The organism is Paenibacillus sp. sgz302191, assembly GCF_057749925.1.
On record NZ_JBYLHY010000025.1, the window covers coordinates 63,754 to 88,863 of the forward strand.

25 protein-coding genes are annotated in these 25,110 nt (G+C 51.8%); 12 read left to right on the forward strand and 13 right to left on the reverse strand.

Annotation, left to right across the window (positions count from 1 at the left end; translation table 11 throughout):
• The 3 genes from AC3G2T_RS28225 to AC3G2T_RS28235 form a co-directional block, all read right to left on the reverse strand.
• Positions 1–846, reverse strand: coding sequence for a hypothetical protein (locus tag AC3G2T_RS28225; protein ID WP_488437651.1), 846 nt, complete (start codon positions 844–846; stop codon positions 1–3).
• Entirely contained in the window at positions 843–1,073 is a 231-nt protein-coding gene (locus tag AC3G2T_RS28230) for a hypothetical protein (protein ID WP_488437652.1), read from the reverse strand. Before AC3G2T_RS28230 ends, AC3G2T_RS28225 begins: the two co-directional genes overlap by 4 nt.
• A 146-nt stretch (positions 1,074–1,219) precedes the next feature.
• Positions 1,220–2,317, reverse strand: coding sequence for a C40 family peptidase (locus AC3G2T_RS28235; RefSeq protein ID WP_488437653.1), 1,098 nt, complete (start codon positions 2,315–2,317; stop codon positions 1,220–1,222).
• Between the two features lie 189 nt (positions 2,318–2,506).
• On the opposite strand from AC3G2T_RS28235, the gene AC3G2T_RS28240 reads away from it, so the two are divergent.
• The 4 genes from AC3G2T_RS28240 to AC3G2T_RS28255 all read left to right on the forward strand — a co-directional run bounded on the left by AC3G2T_RS28240 (position 2,507) and on the right by AC3G2T_RS28255 (position 4,928).
• Entirely contained in the window at positions 2,507–2,785 is a 279-nt protein-coding gene (locus tag AC3G2T_RS28240; protein WP_474679773.1) for a hypothetical protein, read from the forward strand.
• Between the two features lie 82 nt (positions 2,786–2,867).
• Positions 2,868–3,227 carry a NucA/NucB deoxyribonuclease domain-containing protein gene (locus AC3G2T_RS28245; protein ID WP_474679856.1) on the forward strand — a complete coding sequence of 120 codons (360 nt, stop codon included), beginning with the start codon at positions 2,868–2,870 and terminating at the stop codon, positions 3,225–3,227.
• A 120-nt stretch (positions 3,228–3,347) separates the two neighbouring features.
• Positions 3,348–4,544, forward strand: coding sequence for an RCC1 domain-containing protein (locus AC3G2T_RS28250; RefSeq protein WP_488437654.1), 1,197 nt, complete (start codon positions 3,348–3,350; stop codon positions 4,542–4,544).
• 75 nt (positions 4,545–4,619) lie between these two features.
• The gene (locus tag AC3G2T_RS28255; protein ID WP_488437655.1) at positions 4,620–4,928 is read left to right on the forward strand and encodes a hypothetical protein; all 309 of its coding nucleotides are present in this window, start codon (positions 4,620–4,622) and stop codon (positions 4,926–4,928) included.
• On the opposite strand, the gene sufB is transcribed toward AC3G2T_RS28255, so the two are convergent.
• From sufB to sufC, 5 genes are read right to left on the reverse strand one after another with little or no spacing between them, the layout of a single operon-like run.
• On the reverse strand, positions 4,925–6,322 hold the full coding sequence (sufB, locus tag AC3G2T_RS28260) for a Fe-S cluster assembly protein SufB (RefSeq protein ID WP_474679775.1): 1,398 nt from the start codon (positions 6,320–6,322) through the stop codon (positions 4,925–4,927). The genes AC3G2T_RS28255 and sufB overlap by 4 nt on opposite strands.
• 19 nt (positions 6,323–6,341) lie before the next feature.
• Positions 6,342–6,773, reverse strand: a complete 432-nt coding sequence (gene sufU / locus AC3G2T_RS28265; protein WP_474679776.1) for a Fe-S cluster assembly sulfur transfer protein SufU — start codon at positions 6,771–6,773, stop codon at positions 6,342–6,344.
• On the reverse strand, positions 6,760–7,986 hold the full coding sequence (locus tag AC3G2T_RS28270; RefSeq protein ID WP_488437656.1) for a cysteine desulfurase: 1,227 nt from the start codon (positions 7,984–7,986) through the stop codon (positions 6,760–6,762). The genes sufU and AC3G2T_RS28270 overlap by 14 nt, the downstream gene beginning before the upstream one ends.
• Positions 7,983–9,278, reverse strand: a complete 1,296-nt coding sequence (gene sufD, locus AC3G2T_RS28275) for a Fe-S cluster assembly protein SufD (RefSeq protein WP_474679778.1) — start codon at positions 9,276–9,278, stop codon at positions 7,983–7,985. The genes AC3G2T_RS28270 and sufD overlap by 4 nt, the downstream gene beginning before the upstream one ends.
• Before the next feature lie 15 nt (positions 9,279–9,293).
• Complete coding sequence (gene sufC / locus AC3G2T_RS28280) at positions 9,294–10,124, reverse strand: Fe-S cluster assembly ATPase SufC (RefSeq protein ID WP_474679779.1); 831 nt, start codon at positions 10,122–10,124, stop codon at positions 9,294–9,296.
• A gap of 359 nt (positions 10,125–10,483) precedes the next feature.
• Between sufC and AC3G2T_RS28285 the strand changes: the two genes are divergently transcribed.
• The 3 genes from AC3G2T_RS28285 to AC3G2T_RS28295 all read left to right on the forward strand — a co-directional run bounded on the left by AC3G2T_RS28285 (position 10,484) and on the right by AC3G2T_RS28295 (position 13,787).
• On the forward strand, positions 10,484–11,440 hold the full coding sequence (locus AC3G2T_RS28285) for a tyrosine-type recombinase/integrase (protein ID WP_474679780.1): 957 nt from the start codon (positions 10,484–10,486) through the stop codon (positions 11,438–11,440).
• 305 nt (positions 11,441–11,745) lie between these two features.
• Positions 11,746–13,344: a methyl-accepting chemotaxis protein gene (locus AC3G2T_RS28290; protein WP_488437657.1), complete on the forward strand. Its 1,599-nt coding sequence runs from the start codon at positions 11,746–11,748 to the stop codon at positions 13,342–13,344.
• 20 nt (positions 13,345–13,364) lie between these two features.
• Positions 13,365–13,787 carry a chemotaxis protein CheW gene (locus AC3G2T_RS28295; RefSeq protein ID WP_488437658.1) on the forward strand — a complete coding sequence of 141 codons (423 nt, stop codon included), beginning with the start codon at positions 13,365–13,367 and terminating at the stop codon, positions 13,785–13,787.
• A 58-nt stretch (positions 13,788–13,845) separates the two neighbouring features.
• Here AC3G2T_RS28295 and AC3G2T_RS28300 read toward each other — a convergent pair whose 3' ends face one another.
• Positions 13,846–14,415, reverse strand: a complete 570-nt coding sequence (locus AC3G2T_RS28300; protein ID WP_488437659.1) for a DUF1802 family protein — start codon at positions 14,413–14,415, stop codon at positions 13,846–13,848.
• 194 nt (positions 14,416–14,609) lie between these two features.
• On the opposite strand from AC3G2T_RS28300, the gene AC3G2T_RS28305 reads away from it, so the two are divergent.
• Positions 14,610–15,170 carry a hypothetical protein gene (locus AC3G2T_RS28305; protein WP_488437660.1) on the forward strand — a complete coding sequence of 187 codons (561 nt, stop codon included), beginning with the start codon at positions 14,610–14,612 and terminating at the stop codon, positions 15,168–15,170.
• Positions 15,171–15,218: 48 nt separating this feature from the next.
• Here AC3G2T_RS28305 and AC3G2T_RS28310 read toward each other — a convergent pair whose 3' ends face one another.
• A complete protein-coding gene (locus AC3G2T_RS28310) occupies positions 15,219–15,668 on the reverse strand; it encodes a Dps family protein (protein ID WP_474679786.1) in 450 nt (149 codons plus the stop codon).
• Between the two features lie 198 nt (positions 15,669–15,866).
• On the opposite strand from AC3G2T_RS28310, the gene mtnK reads away from it, so the two are divergent.
• The 3 genes from mtnK to AC3G2T_RS28325 all read left to right on the forward strand — a co-directional run bounded on the left by mtnK (position 15,867) and on the right by AC3G2T_RS28325 (position 19,198).
• Positions 15,867–17,072, forward strand: coding sequence for an S-methyl-5-thioribose kinase (gene mtnK / locus AC3G2T_RS28315; RefSeq protein WP_474679787.1), 1,206 nt, complete (start codon positions 15,867–15,869; stop codon positions 17,070–17,072).
• Between the two features lie 61 nt (positions 17,073–17,133).
• A complete protein-coding gene (gene mtnA, locus AC3G2T_RS28320; RefSeq protein WP_474679788.1) occupies positions 17,134–18,210 on the forward strand; it encodes an S-methyl-5-thioribose-1-phosphate isomerase in 1,077 nt (358 codons plus the stop codon).
• Positions 18,211–18,529: 319 nt separating this feature from the next.
• Positions 18,530–19,198, forward strand: a complete 669-nt coding sequence (locus tag AC3G2T_RS28325; protein WP_474679789.1) for a hypothetical protein — start codon at positions 18,530–18,532, stop codon at positions 19,196–19,198.
• Positions 19,199–19,377: 179 nt separating this feature from the next.
• Here AC3G2T_RS28325 and AC3G2T_RS28330 read toward each other — a convergent pair whose 3' ends face one another.
• Entirely contained in the window at positions 19,378–20,274 is an 897-nt protein-coding gene (locus AC3G2T_RS28330) for a M15 family metallopeptidase (RefSeq protein WP_474679790.1), read from the reverse strand.
• A gap of 259 nt (positions 20,275–20,533) precedes the next feature.
• On the opposite strand from AC3G2T_RS28330, the gene namA reads away from it, so the two are divergent.
• Positions 20,534–21,538, forward strand: coding sequence for an NADPH dehydrogenase NamA (namA, locus tag AC3G2T_RS28335; protein ID WP_474679791.1), 1,005 nt, complete (start codon positions 20,534–20,536; stop codon positions 21,536–21,538).
• Between the two features lie 125 nt (positions 21,539–21,663).
• On the opposite strand, the gene AC3G2T_RS28340 is transcribed toward namA, so the two are convergent.
• Positions 21,664–21,993, reverse strand: a complete 330-nt coding sequence (locus AC3G2T_RS28340; protein ID WP_474679792.1) for a hypothetical protein — start codon at positions 21,991–21,993, stop codon at positions 21,664–21,666.
• A gap of 117 nt (positions 21,994–22,110) precedes the next feature.
• Positions 22,111–25,026, reverse strand: a complete 2,916-nt coding sequence (locus AC3G2T_RS28345; protein WP_474679857.1) for a glycoside hydrolase family 9 protein — start codon at positions 25,024–25,026, stop codon at positions 22,111–22,113.
• Between the last annotated feature and the right edge of the window lie 84 nt (positions 25,027–25,110).

Below are 25,110 nucleotides of genomic sequence, written 5' to 3' on the forward strand. Positions count from 1 at the left end.
TCAACCCCCGGAACTGGAGCTGGAACTGGAACTTGAGCTGAACCCGCTGGACCTGCCGCCAATGCTGCCGGACGATGTCGAGCTCGATTTTGAGCTTGTGATTGAACTTGTGCTTGAGCTTGTGCTTGAGCTTGTGCTTTTACTGGAGCTGCTGCTGCTTGTGCTTGCTTTTGAGCTGGTGTCCGCGCCCGTTTTTGTACTGCTGCCCGTACTCGCTTTTGCACCGCTATCCGTATTCGCTTTTGAACCGGCGTCTGTGCTCGTTTTTGAGCTGCTTGCACCTCCGCCCGAGCTGCCGCTTGATGGAGTGGCTTTGGCACTGGAGCTTGAGCCGGTTTTGGATTTATTGGTCGTAAAAGATCCTGTTCCGCTCGAAGTCGTAGGTGTCTTTGTTTTGGAACGGTTGGCAAAAGTATCGCCGGTATATGTTTTCGGGACATACTTTTGTTTCGTCCGGTAATCGTAGGAAGGATGGCTGTTTGCCCAACTGCTGGATGAATAGGAACGGCCGCTGTTCAAAATCAGATGATATAAAAGCAAATCGTCCCAACCGAGGCCGCCTCCGTAATTGTTGACGACGACCGGCGCGCTGCCGCCCGATGTCCCTCCGCCGGCTTGCGGCTCTTCCGTTGATTCCGGAAGCTTCTCTCCCTGCACGGCCGCATTCGGCAAATTCCAGTCCGCACTTGCGTCAAAATAAGCCTTGACCTGATCCGTCGACCATTCGACAAGCTGAGGGGTGCTGCCGGAAGCAGCCGTTTCCGCAGACCCGGCAGGAATCAAAAGCATATGTCCCGCAAGCAAAAGGCCTAGAGAAGTGGATAATACTTTCAACGGCTGTTTCAAAGCTGATCTCCCCCTGCGCGGTCGTCCGCTTCCCCTCCTGCAGCAAGCAGCAATTCAAGTACGTTGAGGTCCAGATTCAATCTGCCCTCGATCATTTCATATTCCTTGCCCCCGATTAGCAAATAATTAGCCGCTTCCAGCGCCATGACCAGCTTTTCGTCCCACGCGCGTTCGTGAATTTTGCTGAGTCCGCCGTCCGCCATTTTTTCGTAAAGCACGATGTTCATTGCAAACCTCCTCGTTTCGACAAAATGTGTTGTATTCATCAGACTGCCTACTAAGTAAAACGCAGGACCTCCCGAATTGTTTCAAAAAAAAGCAAAAATAAAAAAGCCTGTCCCGGAGACAGACCTTAATTTTACAATAAAATCCATTATATGACACGTTTCGCCCGCAAAAAAGTTTCCTTCCAATAAGCTGTATCGATATTTGTAATTTGAACGCCCTTATCGGATAAAGGCGACGCATGGAGCATCCGATGATTGCCGATATACATGCCGACATGCCCTACGTTTTTATTGCTTTTGAACCGCCCGGGCACGTAAAAAAACAGCAAGTCGCCTTTTCGCAAGCTTTTGCGGCTGACCAAATTGCCCTCCGCCGCCTGCTGCCTCGCCAACCGGGGGAGCTTGACGCCGAATTTGCCATAAATATATTGCGTAAAAGCCGAGCAGTCGAAAAGACCCGTAGACGGGTAGGAGTCCGCTCCGAATTTATACTTAACGCCCATGTACTGCTTGCCTTTGCGAATCAGCGCGTTGATATCCGTATTTTTCAGGACGGGAACAATATCTCCGCGCCCGACCGGCGACCATGCTTCAATCTCGGCCATCGGGAAACCGCCTGTCCCCGAAACCGGATTGGCCGCCTCATCCGCGTCTTTAAAAGGATCGTTCGGATCGTCGGCAAAATCAAGCTCATCCTCCGTTCCGCCGGGGTCCAGATCATCCTCATTCCGGGCTTCAATGGCTGGCGATGGATGAATGCGGAGCTGTCCCTCGCTCACTTTGTACGACATATCTTCTTGAAACAGATCGCCGAGCGCAGAAATCGGAATATAGGCGATAACACCCTGCTTGACGAAAGGCTGATGAACGTTCAGCTCATAGCCGTCTTTGCGCGCCTTTGTCGAGTTCATACTCAGCTCGAAGTTGGAGTCGTGATCTCCGATAAGGAAAGTGTCGTTGCCTTCCACCCAATCCGACTGGAAATTCAGAATGCCTACCAAATCGCCCGCTGACACATAATTCACATTGCCTATTTGTTTTAAGGGAATTATGGCATCCTGGGCGCCCGGCATCTTCTGTCCTTGGCCGGTCTGGGATACGCTCCCGATGACAGGCGGCGATGGGGCCTCTCCGCGAATTGCTTTGGAACTGAACGGCGCAGCGTTAAAGCCGCTGCAAGCGGTTGTTACGGCCAATGCCGCGATCATACTTCCCGCTGCCGCTAATTTCAGCCTTTTCCACATGGCATCTCTGCTCCTTTGAGGAAACGTTGTGATCCTTCATAGGTTGAAACAAGCCGCTTGCAAATATACATCAATAGCATCCATAACGGCCAACATATCTCTTTTACCGTTAGATTCGTGCTAATACGTATGGTAAGATGGAGAGAATGAGTATATAAAAATCGTGAACGAAAGGCTGGTGTCAATGACATGAATCCGGAAAAGCCCGCTTCCGCTTCTTCGCTTTACAGCGTCATCTTTGGCCTGATCGCCATCGCATTGAACGTTCTCCTCATTACAACGCCGATCGGTCTTGTTTTCGGGATCATTGCCTTGATTTGCGGGATCGTCGCCAAAACTCGCAACGGCCGCTCCGGCGGTTTCATTATTGCGCTGCTTTCTTTTTTGGTGCTCGCCTATTGGCTGTTCAGTATCGCCGTTCCGTTGTGGGCGGACCCTACACTGTCATTCGCGATTCGCCGTTCATAACTAACTAGTAAAGGAGTTCCTATCATTGCGTAAGAAAATTGCTTTCATTTTAGTATCCCTCTCGGTCCTGCTCAGCGGCGGCTTGTTCACTTACAAAGCCATTGAGCCGACAAAGCCGGCAACCGTGCAACTGGTGTTCCCTAAAGATCGTTACCCGGAAACGGCAAAACACATCAAAGAAGCGATCAAATCCGGCGAATCAGCCGTATGCACCATTGCCCGCGAAGGAGCGGACGATAACCGCAAAGCATCGCTCCAGGACATACCTGTCAAAAAGGGATATGACCGTGATGAATGGCCCATGGCTATGTGCCGCGAAGGCGGCAAAGGCGCCAACATCGAATACATAACGCCATCTGACAACCGCGGCGCCGGAAGCTGGGTCAAAAACCAGCTGGATCAGTATCCCAACGGCACGAGAGTCGAGTTTATAGTGAAGTAAGGGTAGGAATGATTCATTTTCCATTTTAGGGTATAGATGAGAAACTTTTTTTGTACTTCCAGCGTCTAACTTATAGTTTGGATGTAAAATGAATATTACTATAAGTTGGAGGTTTGTTGGATGATTTTAAATGTGCTAAGAAAAAGAATGACGACATCTATAGCCGCCGTAATGAGTCTGTTCGTATTAGGCGGAGCAGCGCCTTCCGTCCAAGCAAAAGTTACGGAAAGTACAAAAGCGGTTCAAATTACGGATGTGGGCAAGCGTCCTTTTGTATTGGACGATAAAGGCAACGGATGGGGATTGTCCGTCTCGTCGCGGGCCTACAGAATGAATCTGCTGCCTAACCGGGGTAATTTGTTTCAGGTGGAGAACATGAACCATATTGTAAGCATCGTTTCCAACAGAAATTTCGGGATCGCATTAAAAGATGACGGTACCGTATGGACCGTCGATTCTGATGAATCATCGGACTCGCAAAAGGACAAGTGGGGGGAAGCGACGCCAAAGCTCGGGACACAAGTCCCCAATCTGGAGCACATTGTAAAAATTTGCTCCTTCCATGACAATGTCTTTGCAGCAGTCGACAAAAACGGAAAAATGTGGGTATGGGAAGACATCCCCGCTTTTGCTAAAACGACCGAATTGCAGAAATACCAATCTCGCCCGCTAGAAGGACTGACGCTCGTCAAAAGCATCGACCACATTAAAGACATCTCTCCTTCCTTGATCCTGAAGGATGATGGAACCGTCTGGACCTGGGAATATAATCATCGGGAAAACAACATGCTCGCATCAATTAAAACGCAAAATCCCGTGCAAGTTCAAGGGTTAACGGATATTGTAAAGCTCGGACAGGGCAATTCCTATGACCATATCGTCCTGAAAAAGGATGGAACGGTTTGGCTCTGGGGAGCCGGCTACCTTTCAGACCCGAAATTTGACGGAGGCAAAGATGAACCGCCGGCCCCGGTTAAAGGCTTAAACGATGTAGTTGATCTGGCAATCGGAGGCAACCATGTAATCGCTTTGAAAAAGGACGGTACCGTCTGGACTTTCGGATATATTCCAAAAAAATATGTAGAAACGGTAAGCACCCTATCACCTTCAATTAATCGCCCCCTGGCCCAGGTTGAAGGGTTATCCGATGTCGCTGCGGTTTTTGCAGGCGAGATCACCGATGCGGTCATAAAAAAAGACGGAACTTTGTGGATGTGGGGATATGATGAGTACGGCTTGTTCGGACAAGAATGGTCGCTCCAACTTGAACCTGTACAAGTACAGCTTAAACCGTATCCTAATACGTCCCGGAAATGAGCAAGACGCTAATTGAAAAACTCGCTCGCTAGAGCTGACACATCATCGGCATCCAGGGAGTAAAAACCTGCGAAAGTGCAGGCTTTTACTCCCTGGATGCCGTTTCTGCAAAACATTCCTGCAAAACTACAGTTTTTTCCTCTCCAACTTGAGATACAGACCTATTGGGTCAAAACTCCTGCACAATCGCAGGCTTTTCGCCAAAATGAACCATTTACATGGAGAAAACCTGCACTTTTGCAGGTTTTCTCCTTAACAAGGATACCAACCGCCGTGAGGCGCCTCAACCCAACCGTGCCGGGAGAGGCACATGCAGGAAAAAGCGGCTGCGCCAAAAGCAAAAAACTCCCTTTAGCGTTAGCGTCAGGGAGCTTTTTTGATTAACCGATGGAGCCTTCCATCTCGAATTTGATCAATCTATTCATCTCTACGGCGTACTCCATCGGAAGTTCTTTCGTGAACGGTTCGATGAAGCCCATAACGATCATTTGCGTAGCTTCCGCTTCGGTAAGGCCGCGGCTCATCAGGTAGAAGAGTTGATCCTCGGATACTTTGGATACCGTCGCTTCATGCTCCAGCGTAATGTTGTCGTTCATAATTTCGTTATAAGGAATTGTATCCGATGTGGATTCGTTATCCAAAATGAGCGTATCGCATTTGATGTTCGCTTTTGAGCCTTGGGAATTGCGTCCGAAGGAAGCAAGTCCGCGGTACGTCACCTTGCCGCCGTGCTTGGAAATCGACTTCGAGACGATCGTCGACGTCGTTTCCGGAGCCAGATGCGTCATTTTGGCGCCGGCGTCCTGATGCTGTCCTTTGCCTGCTACGGCGATGGACAGTACCATCCCTTTGGCGCCGCGGCCTTTAAGAACGACGGCCGGATATTTCATGGTCAGTTTGGAACCGATGTTGCCATCGACCCATTCCATCGTCGCATTTTCTTCGGCAACGGCACGTTTGGTAACGAGGTTGTAAATGTTCGGCGCCCAGTTTTGAATCGTTGTATAGCGGGCGCGGGAGTTTTTCTTGCAGACGATCTCAACTACGGCGCTGTGCAGGGAGTTCGTGCTGTAGATAGGAGCTGTACAGCCTTCTACATAGTGCACGAAGCTGTCCTCGTCCGTAATGATCAGCGTGCGCTCGAATTGCCCCATGTTTTCGGAGTTGATGCGGAAGTAAGCTTGCAAAGGCACTTCGCATTTCACGCCTTTTGGCACATAGATGAAGGAGCCGCCGGACCATACGGCACTGTTCAGTGCGGCAAATTTGTTATCGCTTGGCGGAATGACCGTGCCGAAATATTCTTTGAACAACTCCGGATATTCGCGAAGCGCCGTATCAGTATCGGTGAAGATAACGCCTTGCTCTTCAAGCTCTTTTTGCATGCTGTGGTAGACGACCTCGGATTCGTACTGCGCGGATACGCCCGCCAGGAACTTTTGCTCGGCTTCCGGGATCCCCAGCTTGTCGAAAGTTTCTTTAATTTCCGTCGGAACTTCTTCCCACGTTTTGCCTTGCTTCTCGGAAGGTTTTACGTAGTACTGGATATCGTTAAAATCCAGATCGTCCAAATTGCCGCCCCAACGAGGCATCGGCATTGCAAAAAATTGTTCCAGCGATTTCAAGCGGAACTGCAGCATCCAATCCGGCTCGCCCTTCATTTTGGAAATTTCCGCCACGATTTCGCGCGTCAGACCTTTACCGCTTTGGAATACAGCCTTGTGCTCATCTCTAAAACCATATTTGTACTCATCGAGTTCGGGCATTTGTTTGGCCATCGTAGTTACCTCCTATTCGTTATCCGTTCTGTTTCGTTTGATCGATGCCTTTGCGCAGCGCGTTCCACGCTAATGTCGCGCATTTGATTCTGGCCGGGAATTTGTTGACCCCCGACAACGCCTCAATATCTTCATACTCGAATTCCACGGCTTCGCCCTTCATCAATCCGGAAAATTTCTCAGCCATTTCGAGCGCTTCGTCGAGCGTCTTGCCTTTCACCGCGTCCGTCATCATCGAAGCGGAAGAAAGGCTGATCGAACAGCCTTCGCCGATAAACTTGGCGTCCGCGACTTTCCCGTCCTCCACCTTCATCTGCAGCGATATTTTATCGCCGCAGGTCGGGTTGTTCAGGTCGATCGTGACCGCTTCGCTGGAGTCGAACTTGCCGCGGTTGCGGGGGTTTTTATAGTGATCCATAATGACTCTGCGGTATAAATCATCCAATTGCATGACCGAAGTACTCCTTTGTTTTTAGTAAGGCCGCCACAAGTCGGTCAATATCTTCTTCGGTATTGTACATATAAAAGCTGGCGCGAGCCGTAGCCGTAACCTGCAGCCATCTCATCAAAGGCTGGCAGCAGTGGTGGCCGGCACGAACGGCTATTCCTTCCGCATCCAGTACCGTCGCCACATCGTGAGGATGCACATCCCCAAGATTAAACGTGACGAGACCGGCGCGGTTTTGGAGAGGACCGTAAACGGTGAGGTCTTCGATCTCCCGCATTCGCTCAAGCGCATAATTCGTAAGCTGCACATCATGCTTATAAATATTGTCCATACCAACTTGCTGCAGAAAATCGATAGCCGCTCCCAATCCTACGGCGCCGGCAATGATCGGCGTCCCCCCTTCGAATTTCCAGGGGAGCTCTTTCCAGGTAGATTCATAGAGATCCACATGATCGATCATTTCTCCGCCGAATTCAACGGGCTCCATACTTTCCAGCAGTGCCTTCTTCCCATACAATGCCCCGATTCCGGTAGGTCCACACATCTTATGTCCGGAAAAGCCGTAAAAGTCGCAATCCAAATCCTGCACGTCGACTTTCATGTGCGGTGTGCTTTGCGCGCCGTCGACCATGATTTTTGCGCCATGCTTGTGCGCGATTTTGGCAATTTCTTTAACCGGATTGATGACCCCGAGCACGTTGGATACATAAACGATCGAAACGAATTTCGTCCGCTCCGTAATGACGCTCTCGGCATCGGCCAAAGATATGGAACCGTCAGCCTGCAAAGGAATGTACTTTAAAGTGGCTCCCGTCGCTTTCGCAACTTGCTGCCATGGGATTAAATTGCTGTGATGCTCCATCGGGGTAATGACGATCTCGTCGCCCTCCCGCAGCACCGCTCTCGCGTAGCTGTTCGCCACCACATTAATGGCGGTCGTCGTGCCGCGCGTAAAAATAATTTCCTGCTCGCTGGACGCGTTGATGAATTTGGCTACTTTCTCCCGTGCCCCTTCATACGCGTCAGTCGCGCGTGAGCCGAGCGTATGAACGCCGCGGTGAACGTTGGAATTGTCCCACTCATAGTAACGCTTCAGCGCTTCAATCACGCTCACCGGCTTCTGGGACGTAGCTGCGCTGTCCAGATATACGAGAGGATGACCGTTCACTTCCTGCTTGAGAATGGGAAAAAGCTCACGTATCTCCGCGGTATTCATTGTCCCAGCTTCCTTTCTACAAAGCTTTGCAGCTGCTCTTCGATACTCTTGATCGGAATTTCGGAAACGACCGGCGCAAGGAATCCGTAGATGATCAGGCGCTGCGCCTCTTCTTTGGAAATCCCGCGGGACATCAGGTAGTAGACCTGCTCCGCGTTCACTTGACCGACACTTGCCGCGTGGCCCGCTTTAACGTCGTCTTCGTCGATAAGCAGGATCGGGTTGGCGTCGCCGCGCGCTTTGGGGCTCAGCATGAGCACTTTCTCGGTCTGCTGGCCGTTGCAGCCTGTAGCACCTTTTTCGATTTTCGTAATACCGTTGATGATCGCTGTAGCTCCGTCTCTCATAACGGCACGGGTAATCATATCGCTAGTCGAAGCTTTGCCGAAGTGTACGGCGCGCGTAGTCAGGTTCAGCTTTTGCTCGTCAGTTCCGACGCAGATGACTTTGGCGTCTGAATCGGAGCCGTTGCCTTTCAAAATGGACGTCGTATCGGACATCGAATTGCCGTAGTTCAGCTCTCCGACTACCCACTGCACGCCGCCGTCATTTTCGACAATCGCGCGGCGGTAAGTCAAATCCGTTACCGATTCGCCCATATTGTGAATCGTCGCGTAATTTACTTTCGCTCCCGGTTTCACGAAAATTTCAACCGCTCCGTTTTGAACCAGGTGGCCGCCGCTGTGCGAGGAAACAAAATTGTCGACATAAGCTACCGAGCTGTTCGCTTCCGCAACAATCAGAACGTGAGGCGCAAAGCTCGCTTCCGCATCGTCAGTAACAAAAAGCGCCTGCAGCGGGATGTCCACTCTCACGTCTTTGGGCACGTAAAGGAAGATGCCTCCATTCCAAAGAGCAGCGTGCAGCGCAGTCAACTGATTTTCGCCCGCTTCAACAGCTTTCATGAAATAAGTCTTCACAAGATCGGCATGCTCCTGCAGCGCAGTCTCAAGATCCGTGAAAATAACTCCTTGCTGTTTAAGCTGATCCGCAACTTGCTTGTATACGATGCCGGAGTTTCTTTGCACAATCAGGTTGTCCGGGTTGGACAGACCTTTGGCCGCTTCAGGCAGCTCATCCAGAGAAGCCAGGGCCGCCTGTGCTTTATAGGAACCGTGTGAGCTGATGCTCCAACGGTCGATTCTCGTTTTTTCAAGTTTAGGCAATTCCAAAGATTCCGCCGATTTCAGCGCTTCGCTGCGCAGAGCCGTCATCCATTCAGGCTCTTTTTTGCTGCGGGAAAGCTCTGCAACCGCGCCCGGATCAATGGAAAGAATAGTTTGTGTGCTCATGGTATTCCTCCTGATTTAGTACTTCGGCGCAGTCGTGTTCATAGGAACTTTGAATTCTTCCGTCTCTTGGCCTACGGTTTCATCCACGATGCCCAGCTCTTCTTTGATCCAGTCGTAGCCTTCCGCTTCCAGACGCTGAGCGAGCTCAGGACCGCCTGATTTGACGATGCGGCCTTGCATCATGACATGGACAAAATCAGGATTGATGTAGTTCAGCAGGCGCTGATAGTGAGTGATGATCAGGAAGCCGCGGTCTTCGCTGCGCATAGCGTTAACGCCTTCCGCAACGATGCGCAGGGCGTCGATGTCAAGACCGGAGTCGATTTCGTCGAGAATGACGATTTTAGGCTCGAGCAGCAGCATTTGCAAAATTTCGTTGCGCTTTTTCTCGCCGCCGGAAAAGCCTTCGTTCAAATAGCGGTGCATGAACTCGGGGTTCATTTCCAGTTGTTTCATTTTCGCTTCCATTTGGCGAATGAACTTGATCAGGGAAATTTCATTGCCTTCGCCGCGGCGCGCATTGAGCGCACTGCGCAAAAAGTCGGCATTCGTTACCCCGGTAATTTCACTCGGATACTGCATGGCGAGGAACAGTCCGGCGCGCGCTCTTTCGTCAACCGCCATTTCCAGCACGTCTTCACCTTCAAGCGTTACGGAGCCTTCGGTCACTTCGTATTTGGGGTGGCCCATCAGCGCGGAAGCCAGCGTACTTTTACCGGTTCCGTTAGGTCCCATAATCGCATGGACTTCGCCGCCTTTGATCTCCAGGTTCAAGCCTTTCAAAATTTCCTTTCCTTCGACGTTCGCCTTCAGGCCGTCTATTGTGAATGTTGGTGAGTTTGCCATCTCTTGAGCCTCCATAATTTTGAATTAACTTGTAAAAGAAAATCATTATTAAATGATTCTCACTGATTCTCATTAGAATAATTCTATTATAACTTACCCGGCGAAATCAATAAAGGGCAAGACGTTAAAAATCTGACGAATATGTTGTTCATCATTCAAGTATGCACATGAACCCGGCTTTGAAAACGTCAAACAAAAAAAAAGCCGGCATCGTTGATCCCCTTGCGGTCAACAATTCCAAGCCGATTTGGACGCATTTTTTTGTAATTCCAGCATGCAAAATTTGCGCGAAAGTGCCATATAACAGCTATAATGTCGTACAATATCAGTTATACGACATAATGGCAGGAGAAAATGACATGAACCAAGACGAAACGGCATTACTTACGAATCAGGATCGCACTGGGCACTCTTATACGGATGAACAAATCATTTCCATGTTTTTGAGCGTGCGTGCGGACTCCCCATATACGATGCGCAATTACAGAAGGGCTATCGAACTGTTCAGGCAGTTTATTAAATATAGGCCGCTGCGCGAAGTGACGTGGAAGGACCTGGAAATTTATAAATTAGGCCTAATGAAAGGCTACTACAGCATCCAGCGAAAACAGCTCGCTCCGGCCACAGTGGCCAATTTCATCGCGCCTTTGAATTCCTTGTACAAATGGGGCAGCGACCCGAACATTCGCATTTTCGACAACAACCCGATGTCCGGCGTTCGCCCGCCCAAGATACAGATCACAAGCAAGCATCACTATTTGACTAAACAAGAAGTGGGGCGGCTGTTAAACCAGCTCAAGCAGCAAAGTTTCCGAAACTATCTCATCGGATTGACCCTGGTTTTGATGGGATTAAGGGTGTCTGAATTAACGGCTGTGGAGTGGGGGCATTTTCGCAAAGATCCCTTGGAAATCTCCATGTGGCTGACCGTGATGGAAGGCAAAGGCGGGAAACAGCGGGAAATTAAAGTGCCTCAGCAGCTGTGGGTTTTCCTGACGGAATATTTTGATTCGTTCTCCGGAAAACAGGAGGAACCGGTTCGAAATAAACGGCTGTTTCCGCTGTCCGTCCGGCAAGTGGAAAGGATTATCAGCAAAGCTTGCGAGCAGTGCGAACTTGGGAAAAAGACGACACCTCACTGGCTGAGACACACTAATGCGACTTTAGCCTTGCTTCACGGCGCATCGCTGCAGCAAGTCCAGGAAAATTTGGGACATGCTCATATCAATACGACACAACGATACCTGCATACGGTGGAGCAAATGAAGAAATCGGCGACGGATTACGTGGAAGACAGCTTGAGTGAATATTTGTGACGGATTTTATTTTATGGAAAATTTTTGGTTCAAATTACAAATAATTGGTTGCTAATATAGTAAAATATAACTATAATTAAACAGTCGGAACGTGTATAATTGTAGTATTATGTAATATTATGTCGTATAACTGATATTGTACGACATAAGGCGCAACAGCATATAGGTCTGTTACCTCAAATGCAAATCTGCGTTCAAAAAACGACCGAACGGGTGGTGCGAAATTTCAAACGCAACAGATGTTATTCCATGGCACTGATTAAAACACAGCGGCTGCTGGAAGCCGCGAAAATACGGATGATGGGGTGGCTATTTTGAAATGGTATTTTAATTTAAAGACAGCAGCAAAGCTTATTTCCGCATTTGTTATAGTTTCGTTGATTTTGACCGCAGTCGGCATCTATTCGCTGATGAATTTAAGCTCGATGAATTCGAATATGAAAGAAATGTACAACAACAATCTTATTTCCGTAAGAGATTTGTCGGCTGCGATGATCGGCTACCAGAACATGCGGGTTGCGATACGGGATATGAGCATGACTGCGAAAAAGGAAGATAAAGACAAGCTCGCGGCAGATATTGACGGTTACAACAAACAGATTATTGGAAAAATGGATTCTTACCGTCCTGTAGCTACTACAAAAGAAGAACAGGAACAGTTGAAAATATTCGATTCGTCCTGGCCGGCTTACGTAAAGCTTTTTGAACAGGGAATGCAATTGACTTACAAAGAAGATCAAGCCGAATTTTATAAGTACCGGGAAGAAACACTGAATACTCAAGGGGCGATAGTAAGAGGAAGTATGGAAAAGCTGATCGATATCAACGTGAAGCTTGCTTCCGAGACAAACAACCAATCGGCCCAAACTTACTCTTCCGCCCGCCTTGCTACGATCGCCGTCATTATTGCCGCTTTTGCGTTAAGCATCGGGCTCGGCTATGCGATTTCCCAGTTGATTTCCCGGCAGCTGAACAAAATTGTGGCTTTGGTGTCGAAAGTGGCGAACGGCGATCTGCGTGAAAAGTCGGACATTCAAACGAAAGACGAAATCGGCCGTCTCGCCGCTTCCATCAATCAAATGATCGATAGTTTGCAAGAATTGATCGGCGGCATCCTGCAATCGTCGCAAAACGTAGCTGCCGCATCCGAGCAAATTTCCGCCAGCAGTGAAGAAATAGCCAGCGGAACGACGAATCAGGCCCAGTCGGCGCAGTCGATCTCCGAGCTGTTCACCGAGCTTTCGTCGGCAATTAATTTTGTTGCCAAAAGCGCGGAACAAGCCGCGGAGATGTCGAATACGACGGTACTAACAGCGAATGAAGGCGGCCAAGTCGTAGAAACTTCCATAGCAGGCATGCAAAAGGTCAACACCAGTATGGCCCGGTTGGAGGACGACTCCAATAAAATCGGGGAAATCATCGAAGTGATCGACGATATCGCGGACCAAACCAACCTGCTCGCCTTGAACGCCGCGATCGAAGCGGCAAGGGCGGGCGATCAAGGCAGGGGCTTTGCCGTCGTGGCCGATGAAGTGAGAAAGCTCGCGGAACGAAGCAGCACCGCCACGAAAGAAATTTCCGCCATCATCAAGGTCATTCAGGAAAATACGAAGCAAACCGTTGCCGCCGTTCTGGACAGCGTGTCCCAATCGGAACAAACGAGCGAAGCGTTTAAAAAAATTGTCAAGATGGTCGACAGCTCTTCCAATAAAGTGAACGAAATCGCCGCAGCCTGTCAGGAAGAAGCGGCTCAAGCCTCGGAGGTCATGCAGTCTGTGGAACTTATAGCGGCAGCCAGTCAGGAAGCGGCAGCCGCATCTCAAGAAACGGCCGCGACATGCCAATCATTAGCCACTTTAGCAGACGATCTCCATACTTCGGTGTCCGTCTTCAAGATTCAATAATTTGATCTGGATGTGATTGCATGTCTTCTGCCCCGCGGGATTTATACATAGAGATGGTTGCAGGAAATGAAACCTATGCGATAGGAATTAGGGATATTCAAGAAATTATTAAAATGCAGCCGATTACGGAAATACCGGTCACCCTTCCGTACATCAAAGGCGTAATTAATTTGCGAGGCAGCATTATCCCTGTCGTTCATCTGGGCAGCCTGTTCGGTTATGCGGATTTGGTTTTGACCAAAGCTACGCGCATCGTCGTCATCAAGCATAGGGAAACTTTTATCGGCATTATCGTCGATCAGGCCAACAAAGTGTCTTCCTACGACGACATCCACGCTCCCCCCGACTGGGTCGGCAGCGTCAGAGGCGCCCATTTCACAGGAATCGGGCATAGCGAAGGTCAGCTTGTCGGCATTTTAAACTTGAACGAGCTGCTGCTGTAACGCATAAAATCCCGGTGGGCTTGAGAAGCCTCCCGGGATTTTGTCCGCTGCCGTTCAATCAGCCTAATGCCGCTCTGAGCGCAGCTGCCTGCGCCTCGAAATCGGCGTCGTCCAATACAGGGGACATGCTTACGTTCCCCCACTCGCCTTGGAGCTGGATCCACGATTTGCAGCCCAAATAGGCCGATGAAATCTCCGCCCGTACAGGCTCTTCCAGCTTATACACGCGCAGCAGCATAACATGCAGAGGATTTTTCCGCTTCCATTTCAATCTTTCCTCTGTGAAGCTTTCCGTCCAAATATGAAAAGGAAGCAAGCGGTCCAGCTTCTCCTGATCCAATATTTCGATATCTTCAACTAACCGGGCATAAGCCGTAATATTTACGAACGGGTCGTCGATGCTCCAGCCTTCCAACGTGGCGTCGATCAAGGATTGGCAGGATTGTTTTAACAATGATTGCTTCTGGTGCTCGTAGGTGGGATATAAATAAAAAGAGCCGGTTTCGACTTGAAAATCCCGCGTCTCCTCGGCGATTCCACCCTTGCGCATAATAATAATCTGTGTGCCGTCTTCCAACGCTTTCACGGCCGAAGCCCATTCTTTGAGCGCAATGGGTTGGGTACTCATTACACGATCACCTCGATTAACACTTTTGATGCTCTCTATTATAAAGGAATCCCGGCAGGCAAAACAATGCAAATACTCCGCCCGACAAAGGCAGTTGAGAAACCCGCAAGCAGAACCGGATCACCCTGCGCCTAACTGCCTGTCTGCCTGCCTGTCTGCGCAGTTGCACGGTTACGCGGAGAATTCCTGCAAAAATGCAGGTTTTTGCTCGTTCATACGTTGAAAACGAAACATTCCTGCATTTGTGCAGGCTTTTTGCCACGCACATGGGCTCAGATTCATTTTCATCGAAAATTGCTGTACTTTCGCAGGTTTTTCGCCCAAATGAACCACTTTCTCAGAAAAAGCCTGCACTTTCGCAGGTTTTCTCACCAGACCGGCCTGCCTGCCGCCTCATGACCACCTGCCGTGCAGCGCTGAAGCCCGCGCCGGGAGAGGCACACTTGAGGAAAGAGCCGCTGTGCCGACATCGGAACCACCGTCTTGGATGGCTTGCCAAATCCTTAGAAAAATATAAAGGAATGGCCGCCTTGGGCGCCATCCCTTATCATTTATTTCGAATCCAGTCCACGGACTTCTTGTTGTACGCGGGTAAGCTGGGCCTGATTGCTTTTCATCGGGTTGGGTTCCCACTTGGAATCGGCGGGTTCCGCAAAGTAAGCAATCAGAAGCAAAACCGAGCAGGCAGCGGCTACAAGGAGCAAATTCAGAATTCTCATGCTAACCCTCCGAATCTCTTAGTCCTTTCAGTGTAACCGCCGACTGTTAGGCAGATGTCTTGTCTGTATAAACGTTTTGTAAAATTAGCCGAGAAACGATTGGAGCATCCAGCGGTGCTTTTCAAGCGCCGTATGAATGGTAAGCAGCATATCGGAAGTCGTCTCGTCGTTTTCTCCCGCGCATACATCCATGCCTTCCTTAAGCTCGCTGATCAGGATGCTGAAATCCTCGATGACGGCTTCAACCATTTTGGTTGCCGTCTCGGCCCCTGACGCTTCCTTCAGCGATGACTGCTCCAGGCAGGCCTGCATTGTTGCGAGGGGCTTGCCGCCGATGGCCAGCAAACGCTCGGCGAGCTCGTCAATGTGAGCAGCCGCTTCATTATAAAGTTCCTCAAATTTCACATGGAGCGTAAAAAACTGATTTCCTTTCACAAACCAGTGGAAATTGTGAAGTTTGACAAACAGCAGACTCCAATTGGCTACCTGCTTGTTCAATACGGTATGGACGGATGAAGCTGTCGCTGTAACCATACGGAAATTTCCTCCTTTTTACGTGTAAGTGAACATGCACTTCAGCTACTTTGTGCAAAAAAGCATGTTTTTATGTAAAATAGAGGACAGATTGAAAAAGCTATTTCATACGCGAACGATTTGTCTTATACTAAGGAATGACGAATAATACACAGTAAATTGGTTGGAATTGAATTTTACATACAGGAGGATATGTACATGACAAGCTATCGCCCGCTTAGTGAAGCAGAAGCTATAGAATACGCCCGTCAAATTCCCGATCTTTTCGCCCAAGGAGCCGAGCTCGCCAGCAGAGAAATCGGGGACGGCAATTTAAATCTCGTTTTTCATATTTCGGAGCCTGCGACCGGAAAAAGCATTATTCTTAAGCAAGCTCTTCCCTATGCCAAAGTTGTCGGCGAATCATGGCCGCTGACGCTGGATCGCGCCCGCATCGAAAGCGAAGCGCTGCAAATCGAGGAATCGCTCTGCCCTGACCTCGTTCCGCACGTGTATGCGTACGAGCAGGATCTGGCTTTGACGGTGATGGAAGATTTGAGCGATCATGTCATTATGCGCAAAGGCCTTATCGAACACAACCGTTATCCGCTGTTTGCCGGGCATATTGGCCGTTTTCTCGCCCATACGCTATTTTTCACGTCCGATCTGGGCATGAACCAGCAGGCCAAAAAAAATCAGCAGGGCCGGTTCATTAATCCCGACTTATGCAAAATAACCGAGGACTTGATTTTCGCCGATCCTTACCGGGATGCGGATACGAACAATATCGAAGCGCACATCCGCGATGCCGCCGAGCAAATTTGGCAGGACAGCGAGCTTCATTTGGAAGTCGCGATTCTCCGCGAGAAGTTTTTGACGAAATCGCAAGCGCTGCTGCATGGCGATCTGCATACGGGCAGCATTTTTATTAAGCCTGATTCGACCAAAGTCATCGATCCCGAGTTCGCGTACTACGGCCCGATGGGCTTCGATATCGGAGCGGTGCTGGCCAATCTGCTGCTGAATTTTGCCGCCCAGGAAGGCTGGGGCTCTGACGCTGACAGCCGCGCCGACTACCGCAGCTATTTGCTGCAAACGGTCAAAGAGGTATGGACCCATTTCGAAACCAATTTCCGTACTTTATGGAAAGAGCATGGCGTCGATCCCGTTCTGAACACGGAAGCTTACCAAAACTATTTCTTTGCAAATTTGCTGCAGGACACTTTCGGATTCACAGGAGCCAAAATGGTCCGCCGCGTCTATGGTTTGGCTCATGTCGCCGATATCGATAAAATTGAGGACGCCGCAGCCAGAGAGCTCGCTCAGCGGCTTGCCTTGTCCATCGGAACTGCGCTTATCCGCTTCAATCGAAAAGCCGCTTCCATCGACGAGATGATCGAAATTGCCGGCAAATCCGTGCTGTAACCGGCAGGGGAATCGCTGCGGCACCTCGCCGACATTTTATACAAGAAAGAGGATTTTAACGATGACAAATCAACCGTTAGGCCATCAGACTGAACAAGGCGCTTTGCAATCATTGCGCTGGAACGGCCAGCAGCTTGATCTGCTGGATCAACGGCTGCTGCCGGAAGAGATCGTATACCTGCCGCTGGAGACGCCTGTCGAGGTGTGGGAAGCGATCCGGCATTTGAAAGTGCGCGGCGCTCCTGCGATCGGCATCGCCGCCGCGTATGGGGTGTACCTCGGCATCCGCGGACTGGATGCAGGCGTAGAGGAGCTTCTGGCGGAGGTCCGGAAGCAGGCCGATTATTTGGCGACGTCGCGCCCGACGGCCGTCAATTTGTTCTGGGCGCTCGATCGCATGCGCAATCGGGCCCAGGCGCTGGCGGCGTCCGGCACGAGTCCTGACGCCTTCAAGCAGTCGCTCCTCGAGGAGGCGCAGAGCATTCAAGCCGAGGACGAGGAGACGAATCGTCTGATCGGCGAGCATGCGCTGACGCTGTTCGAGGACGGCTTCGGCGTGCTGACGCACTGCAACGCCGGCGGGTTGGCAGCGGCCAAGTACGGCACGGCGTTAGCGCCGTTCTACTTGGCCCAGGAAAAAGGCGTGAACATCAAAGTGTTCGCGGACGAAACCAGGCCGGTGCTGCAGGGCGCGCGGCTGACCGCTTTTGAACTGCAGCAGGCCGGCGTCGACGTGACGCTGATCTGCGACAACATGGCCGGCGCGGTCATGTCGAAGGGCTGGATCCAGGCGGTCATCGTCGGGACCGACCGCGTTGCCGCGAACGGCGACGTCGCCAACAAAATCGGCACGTACAGCGTAGCTGTGCTCGCCAAAGCGCACGGCATTCCGTTCTATGTGGCATGCCCGCTGTCCACGATCGACCTCGGCACGCCGACCGGGGCGGATATCCCGATCGAAGAGCGGCACGAAGACGAGATTACGCAGGGCTTCGGCAAGCGCACGGCGCCGCAGGGCGTCAAAGTTTACAATCCGGCGTTTGACGTGACGCCAAACGAGTACGTAACAGCGATCATAACGGAAAAAGGCATCGTGCGGGCGCCTTACGCAGAAAACTTGCGCCGCCTGTTTGAATAAAAAATCACCCTGCGGGTGACAAACGAATACATCCACCGGAAATGGATGACCGGCATCACCGGCATAGTATGAAAAACCTGCGAATGACCAACATCACCAGTCGTTCGCAGATGACCTGTAAAAAAGAGACTTTCTAAAAACTTGCCCGCTGTCAGTTGAGCACGTAAAATCTGCGAAAGTCAGGCAGTGGAACTCGCGCGCAGAGCCGGATGGCCCGGACGGCTTGGACGTCTTGCTGTCTGGCTGCGCGGAGAAAGGCAGCCTGCAAAGTGCAGATTTTCGTTCGTTCATACGCTGAAGGCGAAACATTCCTGCATTTGTGCAGGCTTTTTGCCATTATCGAAAATCCCTGCCACAACCTGCCTACCTGCACGAAGAAAACCTGCAAAAATACATGAATTTGCGTCCTAGATCATTAGGCTACGAAGAATTCCTGCAAAAGTGCAGGCTTTTCACCGAATACATGGACACAGACTCACTTTCAGCAAAAATTCCTGCACTTCTGCAGGTTTTTCGCCAAAACAAGCCACTTTCGCAAGAAATTCCTGCACTTTTGCAGGTTTTCTCCCTACCAGAACGCTTCCTGCCCAATTATGTAGTGCCGCGACCTGCACCGGGAGAGGCGAGCATGGGAGCCCCACTGTTTCCCCTAACCCTAACAAAGCGTCTCGACTTTCTTAGGTTTTCAACCCAGACCAGCCTGCCAAGCCGCCGCATAGTCACCCGCCGTGCAGCACTGCAACCTGCGCCGGGAGAGGCGCTCATTAGGAAAGAGTCATTGCACAACGCCGGCATCATCGTCTTTGGAAAACAAACATGTGGTCGACCGACCGCCGTCATGCAGCGAAACACCGCGTGCTGGGAGCTGCGCGCGGTGCGAAACTTGCAAAAACGTCCTGTTGGCTGTAGAAAAGTGCGCGATACCTCTTTCATGACGCTGGGCAGCGGTATTCATCAAATCTACACATGCCAAGACCCGAGAATATAATATGTTGAGATAAGCCTCTATCGAGGTCTTTCGTAGATGTGAGGGCCACGTTTTAACGGTAGGTTTATTCGCCAATAAGAATGCTGTTCTACGCCAGTTTAGCGCTGTAAAGAACTAGTGTGGTAATAAAAAACGCCGTACCATTCCTGAATTGCGATTCAGGGAGGTACGGCGGTTTTTTATTTTGAAACGGGTACAGCATTCAAGTATTCTTCCAGCGTCAAACCTTTGTCGGTTAATTCTTTAGCCTCCGCCGTACCGATGTAACGGATATGCCAAGGCTCGTATTGGTACCCTGTAATGTTCTCTTTGCCTTTGGGATAGCGGATTATGTAGCCGTATTCGTACGCGTGCTTTTCAAGCCATTTTGCTTCTTTCGTGCCGCCGAAGCAGTCTTCAGCCGCGCATTTGCCGTCGCTGCCGGTCACATCGATAGCAAGTCCTGTCTCGTGCTCGCTCGTACCCGGCACTGCGCTGTACATCTTTGCTTTTTCTTCGCCGTCCTTGATGACATACCGCTGAAAGACCGCTTTTTGCGTTGCATACGAACGGTATGCGGAAACTCCGGCCAGCTTGACGCCGTCCTTGTCTGCCCCGGCAAAAAGCTTCTCCAGCGCCGCCGCCGCTTCCTTGCGCATTTTTCGCTTTTCAATCTTTTCCTTGAACGTAAAAGGCACGTCCGGGTAAACCAAATCGCTCGGTTCGTAATCGGACGGCAGCGAAAATTGCTTGTTCACCAGCACGGAAATGCTTTCCGGCTTGTCTATGACTTTCGTGCTTCCCGCTTTTCCCGCCGAATTAGCCGTGCTTGCCGGGGTCGGTTTCTGGGATGCGGCAGACGTCGCAGACGGGGATGCAGTAGGCGCTGCAGACGCAGTAGTCTCGGCAGAGGTGCCCGCCTTCCCTGACGCGGCCGGAGTTGCCCCCTGGGGCGACGCCGGACTCGCTGCAGAGCCGGCAGCCGGGGTCACGCCCGCGGACGGGGATGAAGCCGCCTCCTGCTTGTCGCTGCTGCACCCGGTCACGATGGCAAACGCCATGATCAGCGCCAATATGCCTGTCGCTTTGAAATTCATTTTCGCAAAGCCTCCTTAAAATAGAAAAAAAATCATATAAAACATAGACTGTTATTGCTGCATAAAAGTTTCATAGAATACGAAAACTGCAAATCAGGGATTGCGCCCGATTCGCAGCCTTCTCATATTTTATGCCTTTGGCCGCCGCGATTCAAGTTTTCGTGCGACAAATTATTTGATAATTCCAATTGGATTAATATACAATAGTGACATCTACATATTTTACCCATATAAAACATAGAAAAGGATGTGAGGGACCATGCTATTTTCACCTTATACGATAAAAAATGTGACGTTAAAAAATCGGATCGTCATGTCGCCCATGTGCATGTACGCTTCGGACAACTCCGGAACCGTGAAAAACTGGCATCGCCTGCATTACGGTTCCCGCGCGGTCGGACAGGCCGGCCTCATCGTTGTGGAAGCTTCCGCGGTTACGGCGCAGGGCCGCATCTCCCCGCAAGATCTCGGGATATGGAGCGACGCGCAGATTGAGGGCCTTAAGGAACTGGCCGACTCCGTTCACGAGCAAGGCTCTCATATCGGCATCCAGCTTGCCCATGCGGGCAGAAAAGCGGTGCTCGACGGGCCGATTGTCGCACCGTCGGCGCTGCCCTTCAACGAGCAGTCCAAAACTCCCGACGCTTTGGCCCTCCAGCAAATCCGGGAAACGGTCGACGCCTTCGGGGAGGCCGCTGCCAGGGCCAAGCAAGCCGGTTTTGACGTTGTGGAAATCCATGCCGCCCACGGATATTTGATTCACGAATTTTTATCGCCGCTCACCAACCTGCGCAGCGACGAATACGGCGGCGACCGCGACCGGCGCTTCCGCTTCCTCGCCGAAATCATCGACCGCACCCGGCAAAGCTGGGATGGCCCGCTGTTCGTTCGGGTATCTGCTCATGAATACGCTGACGGCGGCTACACTCCTGAGGATTACGTATACATCGCAGCCCGGTTGAAGGAAAAAGGCGTCGATCTCATCGATGTCAGCTCGGGAGGGCTTGTTCCCGTTGTGCCTAATGCATTCCCGGGATACCAAGTCCCTTATGCAGAAACGATTCGCGCCAAAGCCGGCATCCCTGTAGGCGCCGTAGGATTAATTACCGAAGCTGAGCATGCCGAAGACATTTTGCGCAATGAGCGGGCGGATTTGATCTTTTTGGGCAGGGTGCTGCTGCGCGAACCTTATTGGCCCAGAACGGCCGCCCATAAGCTCAAAGCGGAGATTACGCCGCCCAAGCCGTATGTGCGCGGGTGGTAAATAACGGAAGCGTCCTGCCAGGGCATGAACACCTGGCAGGACGCTTTTTTGGTTTATACGCTTGACGCTTAATGTTAAGCATCAAGTGTTCGCCCCGGGAGTCTGGCTGGCGCCTGGGCCCGCATCTAACCCGGCGCAAAAAATTTCCGCGTTCGCTCGTTCCCCCGTGCTGCAGCGATACTGTCGAGATCATCCAAACGCTTGCCGGCTAAGACATCACGGGCAAAACGCAGAAAACCTGCGAAGATGCATCTTTTTGCTCTATGTCGGTTCAAGCTGCGAATCATTCCTGCAAATTGCAGGCTTTTCGCGCCAAACTCCAGCTTAGAGCCGTCAAAGTCGATTATTCCTGCACTATTGCAGGCTTTCCCCACAAATAGACCGCTGCCTGAGAAAATTGCTGCACTTTTGCAGGTTCTTGGGCTGAATGTGGTCGATCGACCGACGTCATGCATCGCAACATTCCGCACTGGGAGCTATGCTTGGTGCGAACGTCAAGGGGGGACGCTGCTTTTCAGACGTCGACGAACGATGCTGACGATGTGCTGCATCCCCTTGCTCCCGGGTCGTGCTTAAGGCTCGATGCCCCAAACGAGCGTGCCGTTCCGGTAGAGCGTCACTTTGTTCCAGTCCGTGTACGCCGTCTTGGTCGGATCGAACGAGTAATCGTTGGCCTCGTTGAAGTTCGACCAGTCGGTTTTGGCCATCCGCAGTTGGATCTCGCCGCTCTGCCCGCCGGCCGGGATCGAACCCGCCGCCGCCGTAAAGCTCAGCTCGACGTACGTATCCGTATTCGTGCCCGTGGCGCTGACGAACGCTCTTTGGATGCTGCTGCCGCCGATCTGCGCCCAGTCGATCCACGAATCCAGCGCCTGCGCGCCGTCTTTGGTAAAATAATAGCGCAGCTTCAGATCGCTTAAATTCACCGGTGTCGTGCCGGTGTTCTTGATATTGAAAAACGGCTTAATCTGGTTGTCGGTTGCGTTCGTATCCGCTGCACGGTACTGCACGACCAGATTGCCCGTAGGCTGCGTCGTGCCTTGCGGCGTAACGCTCGCTTGCGCGGAGTTGGCGCTTTCTCCTGCGCTGTTCACTGCACTAACGACGTAGTAATACGTCGTGCCGTTCGTCAAACCGGCATCCGTATACGATGTCGCCGTCACACCCGTCGCGACCGTCGTGTACGGGCCGCCGCTTACACTAGCGCGCTTCACGTTGTAGCTCGCCGCTCCAGCCACTGCGCCCCAGCTCAGCGCTGCCTGCGCATTGCCAGCAGCCGCCACGAGGCCCGCAGGCGCTGTAGGTACGGTCACTCCCGCGCTCGGCGTGGCGCTAACTTGCGCGGAGTTCACGCTCTCGCCCGCGCTGTTCACTGCACTGACGACGTAGTAATACGTCGTGCCGTTCGTCAAGCCGGCGTCCGTGTACGTCGTCGCCGTTACACCCGTCGCGACCGTCGTGTACGGGCCGCCGTTTACGACAGCGCGCTTCACGTTGTAGCTCGCCGCTCCGGCCACTGCGCCCCAGCTCAGCGCTGTCTGCGCATTGCCCGCTGTCGCCACGAGGCCCGTCGGCGCAGCCGGAACTACAGGAGTGCCGCCTGCGCCCGGCTCGCTGCCGAATACTTTAACTCCCGCGCTGTACACGGGAATGTTGGCCGTTTTCGCGACTGAAGCGGTAATGCCTTGATACGAGAAGTCATTGGCCGGATTCCAAATTTTCGTATTCGCCGGGCCTGTTATCCGGAATTGAACTTCCTTCTTGTAATAAGGCTGACCGCCCGGGTAAATCTTGACGCCGGTAAAATCGGCATTCACGTAATAAATATGCTTGGCTTCATCCCAAGGCAGCAGCTGCGAGACGGAAGCACCCTGATTGTAGGCCGATGCCACGGTTGTGTCTTTGACCGAATATCCCGCTTGATACAGCTCGCTCAGATCGACAAAATACTTGAACGACAACTTGTCGCCCATCCGGGCCGGCCAACCGGAACGATTGTTCAGCAGCGCCTTGATTTCGGTAAAATTGTCACTCGACTGATTCAAACCCGCTTCCACAAACATCTCATCCTCGGTTGCCTTCTCTGCCACCGGAAAATCGGCGAGCGGCTTTTGACCACTTCCATACAGCAGGTACATCTTGGCCAGAGAGCCTGTGAAGCCTGCGTTGTAATCGGTCGCCACTTCATTCGTCACATAGTTCGTAACGTCGTCGGCATAGCCGTCGCTTGCGTCGGGTCCGCCCACAAGCGCGCCGTACAGCGTATGGCGGTGCTCCGCAGGAACGCTCAGACTGTCGGCATACGATCCATGGGCGGTCCGGTGGTGCGGATGCTTCGGAGCGTTCTGGCCGAAGCCGACTACGTAGCTGCCCTGGCGCGGATTGTCGCCGAGAGCGTACTTGATTTGTTTCGTCGCGAAATCCCGGTACTTCGCTTTTTTCGCCGTATCCGTCACCCAATCCGAATAAACGAACGCGAGAAAGGCTGCGTTTGAGGCATAGCGCAAGGAACCCCATGAATCCAGCCAGGCCAAACCGCCGGGCGTATATTTGATGCGCTCCCCGCCGGCTGTGCCGGTCGTCCAGTAGTCCAGGTTTCGTTCGACGGACTCGATGTACTTCGATTCGCCGGTAATGCGGGCCAAAAGCAGTTGGGCTCCGTAATGAACGTCGTCCCAGCCTTGGGTCCATTTATATGCCCAGTAATTGGTCTGGCCTTCCTTGCCCCAATCGTTGACGGAAGCTTTGGCCTTATCCAGATAAGTCTGGTCTTTGGTCGCCAGGTACAGCCACACCGCGCCCCACGTCAGCTCATCCTGATACCCGGTCCAGGACTTGTAGAACGACTGGGCGTCGGTAATGCTGTCGGAGTATTTCCCGCGATAGGTGTCGGCAAACGAATACAGCTGCTTCGCATGAGTCAAAAGAGTGGCCGAATATTGCGGGTCCTTCGTCTGGAAGAGGATGGAGGCGGCCGCCAGCGCCGCTGCCGTCTCGCCGGCCAGATCCGAACCGGGATTCTGGGCGTCAATCTTGTAAGCGGGTCTGCTCATTTGCATGACTTCCGCAGGTCCCCACCAGGCATGGTCGGTATTGCCCGCCCCCACCTGACCGTAAAGCTCATTGGGAGCGGTATGGGCTTTGATGAAATAATCCGTCGCCCATTTGATGTTATCGAGCATGGCGTCCAATTGCCCGGTTTGTTCGTAAGCGTCACGGTATTCATAGACCGACCAGGCCAGCATGGCTGCGCTGTATGCCATCGGAAGGCCGAATTTCACATGGTCGCCGGCATCGTACCAGCCGCCCGTCAGATCATGACCGACATCCGCGCCGTCGCTTAGCCCCGAGTCGCCCCGCCAACTGACGCGGTTGTTCGCGGGCAGCTTGCCGGAACGCTGAGCTTCATAGAAAAAGATCGACTTTTGCAGGGCCTCTGCGTAGTTGTAAGAAGAATCCGCCGCATAAGCCGGTGCGGGCGGTTGAATACCGGCTAAGAAAACTCCGGCGATAGCTCCGGACGTCAGGATCGATAAGCTTTTATGCCACAACTTACGGGTCTTTTTCAATTT